General features: G+C 48.7%; 13 protein-coding genes and 1 pseudogene. 9 read left to right on the plus strand and 5 right to left on the minus strand.

Annotated features, from left to right (window positions below):
* Positions 1 to 2 precede the first annotated feature (2 nt).
* Positions 3 to 1,067: an acyltransferase family protein gene (locus BZK42_RS01735; protein WP_016156211.1), complete on the minus strand. Its 1,065-nt coding sequence runs from the start codon at positions 1,065 to 1,067 to the stop codon at positions 3 to 5.
* Between the two features lie 261 nt (positions 1,068 to 1,328).
* Here BZK42_RS01735 and lolC point away from each other — a divergent pair, with 261 nt between their 5' ends.
* The 5 genes from lolC (at position 1,329) to cobB (ending at position 6,356) form a co-directional block, all read left to right on the plus strand.
* Entirely contained in the window at positions 1,329 to 2,528 is a 1,200-nt protein-coding gene (gene lolC / locus BZK42_RS01740; RefSeq protein ID WP_080858654.1) for a lipoprotein-releasing ABC transporter permease subunit LolC, read from the plus strand.
* Positions 2,521 to 3,222 carry a lipoprotein-releasing ABC transporter ATP-binding protein LolD gene (gene lolD / locus BZK42_RS01745; protein ID WP_003832278.1) on the plus strand — a complete coding sequence of 234 codons (702 nt, stop codon included), beginning with the start codon at positions 2,521 to 2,523 and terminating at the stop codon, positions 3,220 to 3,222. Before lolC ends, lolD begins: the two co-directional genes overlap by 8 nt.
* Positions 3,222 to 4,466, plus strand: a complete 1,245-nt coding sequence (lolE, locus tag BZK42_RS01750) for a lipoprotein-releasing ABC transporter permease subunit LolE (protein ID WP_016152683.1) — start codon at positions 3,222 to 3,224, stop codon at positions 4,464 to 4,466. Before lolD ends, lolE begins: the two co-directional genes overlap by 1 nt.
* A gap of 141 nt (positions 4,467 to 4,607) precedes the next feature.
* On the plus strand, positions 4,608 to 5,519 hold the full coding sequence (gene nagK / locus BZK42_RS01755; protein WP_016152684.1) for an N-acetylglucosamine kinase: 912 nt from the start codon (positions 4,608 to 4,610) through the stop codon (positions 5,517 to 5,519).
* Between the two features lie 15 nt (positions 5,520 to 5,534).
* Positions 5,535 to 6,356: a Sir2 family NAD+-dependent deacetylase gene (gene cobB / locus BZK42_RS01760; RefSeq protein WP_016152685.1), complete on the plus strand. Its 822-nt coding sequence runs from the start codon at positions 5,535 to 5,537 to the stop codon at positions 6,354 to 6,356.
* Between the two features lie 51 nt (positions 6,357 to 6,407).
* Here the strand turns inward: cobB and potD are convergent, their stop codons facing one another.
* Both potD and potC read right to left on the minus strand, forming a co-directional pair.
* Positions 6,408 to 7,454 carry a spermidine/putrescine ABC transporter substrate-binding protein PotD gene (gene potD / locus BZK42_RS01765; protein WP_046274797.1) on the minus strand — a complete coding sequence of 349 codons (1,047 nt, stop codon included), beginning with the start codon at positions 7,452 to 7,454 and terminating at the stop codon, positions 6,408 to 6,410.
* A 27-nt stretch (positions 7,455 to 7,481) separates the two neighbouring features.
* Positions 7,482 to 8,261 carry a spermidine/putrescine ABC transporter permease PotC gene (gene potC, locus BZK42_RS01770; protein WP_003030794.1) on the minus strand — a complete coding sequence of 260 codons (780 nt, stop codon included), beginning with the start codon at positions 8,259 to 8,261 and terminating at the stop codon, positions 7,482 to 7,484.
* A 238-nt stretch (positions 8,262 to 8,499) separates the two neighbouring features.
* On the opposite strand from potC, the pseudogene BZK42_RS28130 reads away from it, so the two are divergent.
* Positions 8,500 to 8,607: pseudogene (locus BZK42_RS28130) on the plus strand (antitermination protein Q); the annotation flags it as partial.
* 139 nt (positions 8,608 to 8,746) lie between these two features.
* Here the strand turns inward: BZK42_RS28130 and BZK42_RS01775 are convergent.
* Complete coding sequence (locus BZK42_RS01775) at positions 8,747 to 8,959, minus strand: KTSC domain-containing protein (protein WP_016152687.1); 213 nt, start codon at positions 8,957 to 8,959, stop codon at positions 8,747 to 8,749.
* A 552-nt stretch (positions 8,960 to 9,511) separates the two neighbouring features.
* Here BZK42_RS01775 and cspE point away from each other — a divergent pair.
* The 3 genes from cspE to BZK42_RS01790 all read left to right on the plus strand — a co-directional run bounded on the left by cspE (position 9,512) and on the right by BZK42_RS01790 (position 10,852).
* Entirely contained in the window at positions 9,512 to 9,724 is a 213-nt protein-coding gene (cspE, locus tag BZK42_RS01780; protein ID WP_005127641.1) for a transcription antiterminator/RNA stability regulator CspE, read from the plus strand.
* 428 nt (positions 9,725 to 10,152) lie between these two features.
* Complete coding sequence (gene ymcF, locus BZK42_RS28880) at positions 10,153 to 10,341, plus strand: cold shock small protein YmcF (RefSeq protein ID WP_071600303.1); 189 nt, start codon at positions 10,153 to 10,155, stop codon at positions 10,339 to 10,341.
* 211 nt (positions 10,342 to 10,552) lie between these two features.
* Entirely contained in the window at positions 10,553 to 10,852 is a 300-nt protein-coding gene (locus BZK42_RS01790) for a hypothetical protein (RefSeq protein WP_249025123.1), read from the plus strand.
* A 203-nt stretch (positions 10,853 to 11,055) separates the two neighbouring features.
* Here BZK42_RS01790 and BZK42_RS01795 read toward each other — a convergent pair whose 3' ends face one another.
* Positions 11,056 to 12,141 (minus strand): FUSC family protein, encoded by a 1,086-nt coding sequence (locus tag BZK42_RS01795; protein WP_080858655.1) that lies wholly within the window; start codon positions 12,139 to 12,141, stop codon positions 11,056 to 11,058.
* Positions 12,142 to 12,435: the final 294 nt, after the last annotated feature.

Raw genomic sequence — 12,435 nt, forward strand, 5'->3', positions numbered from 1 at the left:
GGTTAGCGCGAGGCGAGCGATAAAGAGGGCGGGGAAAAGAGCAGATCGGCCACGGTTTTTTGTGAAATCTTACGCACCAGCAGGCCAAACAGGGTGCACAGCAGCAGACAGGCGAACGGATACACCAGTAGCAGGGCCAGCTCCGCGTATGCAGGCCAGGCGGCATGATTGATTTTGGGGATAAGCGTTAAGCTGAACAGCTCAACCAGAATACGGTGTGTGGTGTAGATGGCGATGGTATTGGCGCCAATCACGCTTAACGGACTGGACGCGCGCATGCCAAAGTGGAGCTCGAACTGATAAAACAGCTTCATGATCAACACAATGGAAAGGAGAGAAAGCAATAGCGAGACATTTGCCAGCCACGCGACGACGGCGACGATTGTGCAACCCAGAACAATGACCGCATGGCGGCGCAGGGGCACCTCCTTGATCCACGCCATCAGCGTTGCGCCAAACCATGCGCCGAGGCTATACCAGGGCAAATTGCGAATCACGCTGTTCATTCCCCACCACGGGGTCGGGAAAAAATTGATCGCCACGCTCAGCGCCACAAATAATGCTAACAACGGCATCGCCCAACGGCTGAAAATTTTACACAGAACAAAATAGACAATCAGTGCGTACAGATACCACAGGCTGGTGCTGGCGGTCAGCATCCCGTGGGTAAAACCCGCAATCGAATCCGCATAAGCGGCGTTGGCGGCATGGGTCAGATCGCGCTGCGGGGCGAGCCAGTTATTGAGCGCCACCAACGCCAGCCATTGCACCACTCCCCAAAGCACCAGCACCCAGGCGATACTCCAGATCCGTTTATCCACGCAGGTTGTCCACGGGACGTTATCGATGTAGCGACGGATCAGATACCCCGAAATAAAGAAAAACACCGGCATGCGAAACGGTGCCAGGTACAAATTGAGGTAAATCCAGCATTTGCTCAACACCTCTGACAGTGGATGCTGAAAGGTGGTGAGGTGCGGGTAAAATGTGATCACTGAGTGGTAAATCACCACCAGACAAATGCATAACCCCTTGATTTGATTAATCCATAGTTCTTTTTTATTCATTGAGACGGCGCATCCATATTGATTGCAATAGCCTGCCATCCTGCGCAACCTGCTGTGCGCTGTAATGCGTAACTGTCTGCATTTTGTTTTTTTAGGATAAAGGTCAGGGATCAGGGTTGAAGGGAAGAGGGACAACTTTAGCGGTTTGATTTATTTATACTTTTAAGAATAGTGCTGACGAACACTTACGGTTCAGTCATTTACCCATTCCGCTTTCGCTTATATACTCGTGACTTTGCTAACAGCAACCAGACGGATTTCATGTACCAACCTGTCGCTCTATTCATCGGCCTGCGTTATATGCGTGGGCGTGCAGCAGATCGCTTCGGTCGCTTCGTTTCCTGGCTCTCCACCATTGGCATTACTCTCGGGGTAATGGCGCTGGTTACGGTGTTGTCGGTGATGAACGGTTTCGAGCGCGAGCTGCAAAACAATATTCTTGGCCTGATGCCTCAGGCCGTCCTCTCGTCTGAACAGGGTTCCCTAAACCCGCAACAGCTGCCGGAAAAAGCGGTGGTGTTGAACGGCGTCAACCGCGTCGCACCGATAACCACGGGGGATGTGGTACTGCAAAGTGCGCGTAGCGTGGCAGTCGGCGTGATGCTGGGTATTGACCCGGCGCAAAAAGATCCATTAACGCCATATCTGGTCAATGTGAAGCAAACAGATCTGCAGCCGGGTAAGTATAATGTCATCCTCGGAGAGCAGCTTGCCGGGCAACTGGGTGTTAATCGTGGCGATCAAATTCGCGTGATGGTGCCCTCAGCCAGCCAGTTTACCCCGATGGGGCGTCTGCCGAGCCAGCGTCTGTTTACGGTAATTGGCACCTTCGCCGCCAACAGCGAAGTCGACGGCTACCAGATGCTGACCAACATCCAGGATGCGTCACGTCTGATGCGCTACCCGGTGGGCAATATTACCGGCTGGCGTCTGTGGCTCAACGAGCCGTTAAAGGTTGATACGCTGAGCCAGCAAACGCTGCCGCAAGGCACCAAATGGCAGGACTGGCGCGAGCGCAAAGGGGAATTGTTCCAGGCCGTGCGTATGGAGAAAAACATGATGGGGCTGCTGCTTAGCCTGATCGTGGCGGTGGCGGCATTTAATATTATTACCTCGCTGGGTCTGATGGTAATGGAGAAGCAAGGGGAAGTGGCGATTCTACAAACGCAGGGGCTGACGCCGCGGCAGATAATGATGGTGTTTATGGTTCAGGGGGCCAGTGCCGGGATTATCGGCGCGCTGCTGGGCGCGGTGCTGGGCGCATTACTCGCCAGTCAACTGAACAACCTGATGCCAATTATCGGTGTGCTTCTGGATGGGGCTGCGCTGCCGGTCGCCATTGAGCCGCTGCAGGTTATCGTCATTGCGCTGGTGGCGATGACCATCGCGCTGCTGTCTACGCTTTATCCTTCCTGGCGCGCTGCCGCCACTCAACCCGCTGAGGCTTTACGTTATGAATAAGATCCTGTTGCAATGCGACAACCTGTGCAAACGCTATCAGGAAGGCACAGTGCAGACCGATGTACTGCACGATGTCAGTTTTTGCGTCGGTGAAGGTGAGATGATGGCGATTGTCGGCAGCTCCGGTTCCGGTAAGAGTACGTTGCTGCATCTGTTAGGCGGGCTGGATACGCCAACTTCCGGCGATGTCATTTTTAGCGGTCAGCCGATGAGCAAACTCTCGTCGGCGGCGAAAGCGGAACTGCGTAATCAGAAGCTGGGCTTCATTTATCAGTTCCACCATCTGCTGCCGGACTTTACCGCGCTGGAAAACGTGGCGATGCCGTTGCTGATCGGCAAGAAAAAACCGGCTGAAATCACCGAGCGCGCACGAGATATGCTGAAAGCAGTAGGGCTGGACCATCGTGCCAGCCATCGCCCGTCTGAACTGTCAGGCGGTGAACGCCAGCGCGTGGCCATTGCTCGTGCGCTGGTGAATAACCCGCGCCTGGTACTGGCGGATGAGCCAACGGGTAACCTTGATGCGCGTAACGCGGACAGCATTTTCGAGCTTCTGGGTGAGCTGAACCGCTCTCAGGGCACGGCATTTTTGGTGGTGACACACGATCTGCAACTGGCGAAGCGCATGAGCCGCCAGCTTGAAATGCGCGATGGTCGCCTGACGGCTGAACTGAGCCTGATGGGAGCTGAGTAATGGCTTCGCCTTTATCGTTATTGATTGGTCTGCGTTTTAGCCGTGGTCGGCGGCGCGGCGGCATGGTCTCGCTGATTTCCGTGATTTCCACCGTTGGCATTGCGTTGGGCGTCGCGGTGTTGATCGTCGGCTTAAGCGCCATGAACGGATTTGAGCGTGAGCTTAACAACCGTATTCTGGCCGTGGTGCCGCACGGTGAGATTGAAGCCGTGAATCAGCCGTGGAACAACTGGCAGGAAGCGCTCGACAAGGTACAGAAGGTACCAGGCATTGCTGCTGCGGCGCCTTATATTAACTTTACCGGGCTGGTGGAGAGTGGGGCGAACCTACGCGCAGTGCAGGTGAAGGGCGTTGATCCGCAGCAGGAGCAGCGTTTAAGCGCGCTACCCTCGTTTGTGCAAAACCACGCATGGGATAATTTCAAAGCGGGTGAGCAACAAATCATTATTGGTAAGGGAATTGCCGATGCGCTGAAGGTGAAGCAGGGCGACTGGGTATCGATTATGATCCCTAACGCCAGTGCGGATCATAAGTTACAGCAGCCCAAACGCGTGCGTTTGCACGTCACGGGGATCCTGCAACTGAGCGGTCAGCTCGATCACAGTTTTGCCATGATCCCAATGGAAGACGCGCAGCAATACCTGGATATGGGATCCAGCGTTTCCGGGATCGCGCTGAAAGTGAACGACGTGTTTAACGCTAATAAGCTGGTGCGAGACGCGGGTGAAGTCACCAATAACTATGTGTACATTAAGAGCTGGATCGGTACTTACGGTTATATGTATCGCGATATCCAGATGATCCGCGCCATTATGTATCTGGCGATGGTGCTGGTGATTGGCGTGGCCTGTTTTAATATCGTTTCCACGTTAGTGATGGCGGTAAAAGACAAAAGCGGCGATATTGCGGTATTAAGAACCCTGGGGGCTAAAGATGGCCTTATCCGTGCCATTTTTGTCTGGTACGGCCTGCTGGCGGGGCTGTTCGGTAGCCTGATAGGCGTCGTCATTGGGGTAGTTGTCTCGCTGCAACTGACGCCGATCATTAACGGGATTGAAGCTCTTATCGGCCATCAGTTCCTGTCCGGCGATATCTATTTCATTGACTTCCTGCCATCGGAATTACACTGGCTGGATGTGATTTACGTGCTGGTGACAGCACTCGTGCTGAGTCTTTTGGCAAGTTGGTATCCGGCGCGTCGCGCCAGCAATATTGATCCTGCGAGAGTACTTAGCGGCCAATAACAATATATACACGAAAGCATTCATGCGGCGGTAAGGCGGCAAACCGAAATCTCCATGAGCATAGATAACGATGTGACTGGAGGGTGAGTGCGCAGCCAACCCCAAGGCATCTTGAAGGATGACGTGTATCAAGGAGCGGTGATGTATTACGGATTTGACATCGGCGGAACCAAAATTGCGCTGGGCGTATTTGATAAGCAACGTCGTTTGCAATGGGAAACACGCGTCCCTACGCCTCGCGACAGCTATGACGCTTTCCTTGATGCGGTCTGCAATCTGGTGACGGAAGCGGACCAGCGGTTCGGCGTTAAAGGTTCGGTAGGCATCGGCATTCCTGGCATGCCGGAAACGGAAGACGGCACGCTGTATGCGGCCAACGTTCCTGCTGCCAGTGGTAAGCCGCTCCGCGCCGATCTCAGCGCTCGCCTTGACCGCGATGTGCGTCTGGATAACGATGCTAACTGTTTTGCCCTCTCCGAAGCCTGGGATGACGAGTTCACCCAATATCCGCTCGTGATGGGGTTGATCCTCGGCACCGGTGTTGGCGGCGGTCTGGTGCTTAACGGGAAATCCATCACCGGACGCAGCTATATCACCGGCGAGTTTGGTCATATCCGTTTGCCAGTCGATGCGCTGACGTTGATGGGCTTTGATTTCCCATTGCGCCGCTGCGGGTGCGGTCAACTGGGATGCATCGAAAGCTATCTTTCCGGCGGTGGATTTGCGTGGTTGTATCAGCATTACTACCATCAATCGCTGGATGCCCGGGAAATTATCGCGCTGTGGGAGCAGGGTGATGAACAAGCACGTGCCCATGTTGAACGCTATCTGGATTTGCTGGCGGTGTGCCTTGGGAATATCCTGACTATCGTCGATCCTGATTTGGTGGTGATTGGCGGAGGCTTGTCGAATTTTACCGCTATTACGACGCAACTGGCGGACCGACTGCCACGTCATCTGCTGCCGGTTGCCCGGGTGCCGCGTATTGAGCAGGCGCGGCACGGTGATGCGGGCGGGATGCGCGGAGCCGCTTTCCTACATCTTACCGATTAATACAAAGAGGTTGTTATGCTGTCGCGCCGGGGTCATCGGTTAAGCCGCTTTCGTAAAAATAAACGCCATATGCGCGATCGCCTGCGTCAACGAATCTTTTTCAGAGACAGAGTGGTGCCTGAATTGATGGAAAAACCAAGAGTGCTGGTACTGACGGGAGCGGGAATCTCCGCTGAGTCAGGAATTCGAACCTTTCGCGCGGCGGATGGTCTCTGGGAAGAACATCGGGTAGAGGACGTTGCGACTCCGGAAGGATTTAGTCGTAATCCGCAACTGGTCCAGTCGTTTTATAACGCCCGTCGTCATCAGCTGCAACAATCAGAAATCCAGCCTAACGCGGCGCATATCGCGCTGGCAAAACTCGAAGCCGAGCTGGGCGACCGTTTTTTACTGGTGACGCAGAATATTGATAACCTGCATGAACGTGCGGGCAGCCAGAACGTAATCCATATGCACGGCGAACTGCTCAAGGTTCGCTGTTCGCAAAGCGGGCAGATTCTGGAGTGGACTGGCGATGTGACTGCGGAAGATAAATGCCATTGTTGCCAGTTTCCGGCGCCGCTGCGCCCGCACGTGGTGTGGTTTGGTGAAATGCCGCTGGGCATGGATGAAATTTATATGGCACTGGCAATGGCCGATGTGTTCATTGCGATTGGTACATCGGGCCATGTATACCCGGCAGCGGGGTTTGTGCATGAAGCTAGACTACACGGGGCGCATACGGTAGAGCTAAATCTCGAACCGAGCCAGGTAGGAAGCGAGTTTGAAGAGAAGTATTACGGTCCGGCAAGCCAGGTGGTGCCTGAGTTTGTTGAGAAGTTATTGAAAGGACTGTGATTTTTTTGCCCGATACGCGCAGCGCTATCGGGCATTCCTTACAACGCTGAATTAACGTCCTGCTTTCAGCTTCTGATAATACTCTTCATAGATAGCGCTGGCGGAACCGACATCGTTCTGCCATTCCCCTTTGTTGATGGTTTCTGCATCAGGGTAGAGGGTTTTATCGTTCGCGACTTCAGGGCTTAACAGCTTACGTGCTGCCAGGTTTGGCGTCGGATAACCGATGGTTTCCGCGACTTCTTTCGCCACGTCCGGGCGTAGCAGGAAGTTAATCAGCTTCAGCGCAGCTTCTTTATTTTTTGCGTTCGCTGGAATAGACAGGCTGTCCATCCAGAAAATCCCACCTTCTTTCGGCCATACCACTTCCAGCGGAGTACCTGCCTGACGCGCAACATACGCGGAGCCGTTCCACACCATCCCCAGATTGACTTCGCCTTCCATATACGGGTTGGCCGGGTTGTCAGAGTTAAATGCCGCGACGTTAGGCATCAGCTTCTTCAACTCGTTATAGGCGGCTTCAATCTCTTTAGGATCGGTGGTATTGCCGGAGTATCCCAGCTTGCGCAGCGCCATCTGGAACACTTCACGCGCATCATCCGTTAACAGCAGGCTACCTTTGTACTCCGGTTTCCACAGATCGGCCCAGCTGGTTACTGTTTTCGGGTCGATGGCATCGCTATTGATGCCAATGGCCGTCGCACCCCAGATATACGGGATAGAGTAGTCATTGTTGGGGTCGAATGGCTTGTTGAGCATTTCCGGATCGAGGTTGTGGAAGTTGGTCAACGTCGACTTGTCGATCTTCTGGATCATGCCTTCTTTGCGCATTTTATCGACGTAATAGGTGGACGGAACCACCAGATCGTATGCGCCGTCTTTATAGGTTTTGAGCTTGGCGTACATGGTTTCGTTCGACTCGTAGGTCGAATAGATAACCTTAATGCCGGTCTCTTTGGTGAACTGCTCCAGCAGTCCAGGCGGGACATACTCGGTCCAGTTATAGAAATAGAGCGTGTTGTTGTCATTAGCGTGAGCGGCGCTCATGCCCAGTGCCAGAGCACCCGCCGCGAGCAGGTGGCGTGACCATTTTTTCATCATTTAACGTCCCCTGAATTAAGGGCCTTAGCGGCCCTTGGTTTTATCACGTGCAATAAGCTGGCTGGCAATCACCATAACCAGCGACAGAACCAACAAAATGGTCGCCAGCGCGTTCACCTCTGGTGATACGCCGACTTTTACCATGGAGTAGATTTTTAACGGCAAAATTTCATAACCAGGCCCGGTAACGAAGGACGACACGACGACATCATCCATCGACAACGTAAAGCTCAGCAACCAGCCGGCAGCCACTGCAGGCATTGCCAGAGGCAGTATAATCTTGCGCAGAATAGTCACTTCACTGGCGCCGAGATCTTTGGCGGCTTCAAGCATTCGTACATCAAAACCTTTCAGACGTGAGTAAACCGTCACCACCACAAAAGGTAGACAAAAAGTGATATGCGAGAACAGCAGTGACCAGAAACCCAGTTGAATGCCGATCAGCATAAACAGCACCAGCAAAGAAATCGCCATTACGATATCCGGCGACATCATCACCACGAACAGCATGCCGCTGACAAACGGTTTACCGCGAAAACGGTAGCGGTACAGTGCAACCGCTGTGAGTGAGCCGATCAGCGTGGCAAACGTGGCGGATAGCACCGCCATCGTCAGCGAGTGTTGCGCTGCCTGTAGCAGGCTATCGTTGTTCATCAGCAGGCCGTACCATTTGGTGGTAAAACCCTGCCAGTTGATGCCAAAGCGCGAGCTGTTAAAGGAGTTCACAATCAAAATAATGATTGGAATATACAGATACGCGTAGATGGCGGTCATAAAACCGCCTCTGAGCAGCCGACCGATCATTCGCGTTTCACCTTCTTGTTCAGAAGGCGCGATGTTTTCAGAGTATTGAAAATAATCAACTTTTTCTCTTCTCCAAAATCTCTCCAAAACTTCCCGCCAAAACAGATAGCCAAAAAGAAGCAGCTATCACTAAGGCCGCGAATTTTACAACAATTTTTAGGATGATCGGGAAAAAAAGGCCATTTAAATGACCAGCTTTACTCATTGCTGACTGCGAGTGGCGGTATAGCAATCGGTTCAGGGAACAATTAGCGCACGCTGCCGCTGTGGTGGTAAAGAGGAGGTACTTGACTGCAAAGCCACGAAAGAGCATGGCGTCCCAGTGTTTGAAACCTGTGAACGCTGCAGGGAGCATGCTTAACGAAGGGTAACGAAATTGACGGGAATAGTGGTTTTTTGGATATCAATTTCCTGGCCCGGTGGTAACAAAAAACAGAAAACACCAGAACGGCGTTTTACGCTATCTACAGCGTAAATTTCTTGAATCACCCTGTTTTACGACACAAGAATTTACCTTTAATGACACCGTCAAAGAAACGGCCTTTAGATTGCACCGTGAGAAAAGAGTTATAGATGCTTTCTGGAACGCCCACATACTGGAAAGTTGAAGAATTTACGAACCCTATCTCCAGAATCTTTTCTAATGGGTAGTAACCAATAAATTTTATTTTTGATGAAATCATTGCCTGTCGTTGCATTTTTTCTCCTTCAAATTTTTTAATTTTCCTTCTCTGATAATACACTGATATGAAACAAAAGGAGCATAGTTTTGTAAATGTTATGGTTGTTTCAGAGTTTACTGGTTGGATGAAATGATTTTCTTTGTTGCTTTAATTTCCTGAACTGCGAAAAATAGCACGAAAATTCGTTGCTGGATTTTTAGGGATTGAAACGGGCTTTCCTTTAAGTAACTGATAAATATATTCTATTTTGTTTTTCGTTATCCAGGGGACGACCGGCTGTATGTTATTGCTGGTGAACAGAACTCATTGATTATGCTGTCTCAGTTTCCATTTCTAAGATTTTGCGAAAAATTAAATGAAAAAATAACTTGCTATTGTTTGTGGGGTGTGTGATTAATGAGGGGTTGGTTAGGTACACAGACCCATTAAAGCGGTTTAGTAAAGCAGTTCTCATCTCAAGCGTTATCCACAGATAATCCTTTCTTTTGAGCCTTCTTATCGTTACTAATTAGATTGTGTGCGAAGCCCTTTTCGCCGTAAGGCTACATAGAATTTAAGGAATTACCTGTGTCTAATAAAATGACTGGTTTAGTAAAATGGTTTAACGAGTCTAAAGGTTTTGGTTTTATTACCCCTGACAATGGTAGTAAAGATGTGTTTGTACACTTTTCTGCTATTCAGAGTGGTGGCTTTAAAACGCTGAATGAAGGCCAAAAAGTTGAGTTCAGCATTACTGCTGGTGCAAAAGGGCCGTCAGCTGAAAACGTTGTAGCTGCCTGATATTTTTCCTGATGTAAACTAATATACGATAGCGAAGACGGTGAATGCCTGAGTAGATATATTAGTTTTTCAGAAACTCAACATCTGTCAACATAAAGCTGAACAGATGTCTGAGTCTAATCATTGGGTAGAACAGTTGAAATGATTATTTTATAAATGTCATTTGTTGTTTTACCTCTGTAGTTTTTCTTGCACGCTTAAGTGCATTCGTAAAAGCTAACAACATCCCAAAAATCGCTGGTGCTATAATATAAAGAAAATTATATTATTTTAGATTCCTCATGTGAACTGATAAGAAATATTTATTTTTTATTGCTTTTAATAGTGAGTTGTAACCTGATACTGAAAACCAAGAGAAACTATTAGTTAAATAGATCTTTTGGATATCACTGCGGTAGTGAGTGTTGTAGCAAATAAAGGCTAACATCATGACCGACCATATTTATTTTAAGTGCCCTTGTTGTCATGGGTCACAGTACAGAACTTCCCATTTTGATGTGACTGAGAAAAATCCCTTTGGTGCAAAGTGTATTTTTTGTAAATCATCAATGATCACACCTGATAACTATGCGCCATATACTTCCAGTAAATCAAATGAACAGGTGTTGCGAAAGTAACATTTGGCTCTGACCTTCCAGTTAAGGCGGCAAGATTCATTATCATTGCCAGGCACTGGTTTAAGTCCAACAAGGGCCGTCAGTCTGCTACTACCTCATCGAATTGAGCGGGCGACTTTTGAACTTGCAGGAGACGAGGGTTTGATCCTCTATGGTTACACCATGAATAAAAACCTCGTTCTAACGGGGTTTTGTCATTTCAGGGTTATCCGTGCAACATACAAGTAAGTTGGGCAAAGAATTGTTTTTTGTTTTGCTATTAACATCATGTCTGATGTGTAACGGTATTACTAATAACCATATAAAGGGCAACGCATTGAGAATCATACAAAACCATATTATGGCCCAGGAAATTGGTGAAACAGTTATCCAGCTACTTGAAAATGGAAAAAGGGTTACGACAGGGAATATCATTGATTTGATCGAACGGAAAAGTCATGCCTTGCACGGTCAAAAGGCCGATGAGATAAGAGAAATATTGATATTTATCAGGAAAAAATCTGTTCTGTAAACGAGTTATAAATCACCTACGGTGCTCACGGATTATGGTTTCTCAATCAAAGACCTACTGAGAGGCATCCAGCCTGGTAGTGCAAAACTCTTCTTTTCTGGCCCATACAATAGAATGGGCCTTTTTCATTACTAAAAGATAGGTTGTGATATCTGGACGGTGTGAGGCAATAATGATTACATATTTTTCGGTTGACATTGAAATTAATTATTTTCTTTAAGCGCTTTTGTGATTAGGGTTGATAGTGCTTCAAGTTGGATAGCAAGCTGAATGCTCAACCAGACATATCCGTGAACGGCGCTTTCAATGATTTCCTCGCCCTCATTGGCGAGTAAAAGACAATGCAACTCTTTAGTAATTTCGAGAAGATGCTCGCTATTTGATGCTATCGGCGTTGGGTTTCCTTCATGCAAGGCATGTGCGAGGGTGTTGAGGGTGCTACGGGTCATTTGTTCCATATCTGACAGCGTATGAGTATTCAATATGAGAAATCGACTGCCACGAGATGCCCAGTGGGCATTTATCTGAAATTTTTGCGCCGCTATCATATCGCGGGTTATCGATTGAATATCTTCAAGTAGACTCTTCGCAATCTTTGTTTCTTTATTTACTGGTGTAATAAGGCTGCGCATTTTTACTACATTATTCAACGCTCGCGTTTGAAGTTTGGTCATTCTTGGGGGCGCAAGAACGTTTCGGGAGACTCCCGCAGTTGTTATTTTTAGATAATCAGAAAGAAAGTCAGCAAGTTGTATACGCCAGTTAATGAATGCTCTTTGGGGAAAAATGCTGGTAAACAACATCGCCAGAATGCATCCTATAATAATGTTGGTGCTTCGCCACAATGCTGTTTGTAAGTCTCCTGCAGGAGCGCTGCTGACAACCGCCAGCGTGATACCAATCAATAATGCGGCATAGGGACGTTTACTCATGGCCAGAAAACCACAAAGGAAAGCTGCGCATCCACACCACAGCATCATCATAGTGAGAGAGTACATTTCAATGTGTAATGCGATGATCCCCAAAATCGCACCCCCTACAGTTCCCGCCATACGTTCAAGTGCCCTGGGTATCACATTGCCCATGTAACTAATTGGTCCCATGACCACAACCAGTGTAATCAGGGGCCAGGAGTGGTCTGGTAAATTCAACATTCTTATCAGTAAGAAAGTTATAACAAATGCTAAAGCAATACGGATCCCATGAACTACACGATAGTTGCGGTAAATCTTAAGTTCTAAAGGACTTATCGGTTTATTCCGTTCAATGGAAAAAATATTGTTTTTCATTGGTTAAAATCTTTAACATAGACAGAATTATAAAGAATGTTCAGATATACACTGAAAAAATAATCTCGTCTTACTTTTTTAACTTATAAAAAAGGAGGGCGATGCCTGATATAGGTTATTGTTAATCAATAGCTAATGCAGTAGCGAAAGAAGAGGTGATTTTTAATACCCACATTATCTTTGGATTTGCCATTATGATGGTAAGCGGTTCTACACATCTTGAGTGGCCCCTGACTTAAATTCAACATGTTGACTTTGACAGATATTAAAAAGTTGTGGACTTCCAAAATACTG

Origin of the sequence: Citrobacter braakii (assembly GCF_002075345.1) — a bacterium.
Taxonomy (GTDB): Bacteria; Pseudomonadota; Gammaproteobacteria; order Enterobacterales; family Enterobacteriaceae; genus Citrobacter; species Citrobacter braakii.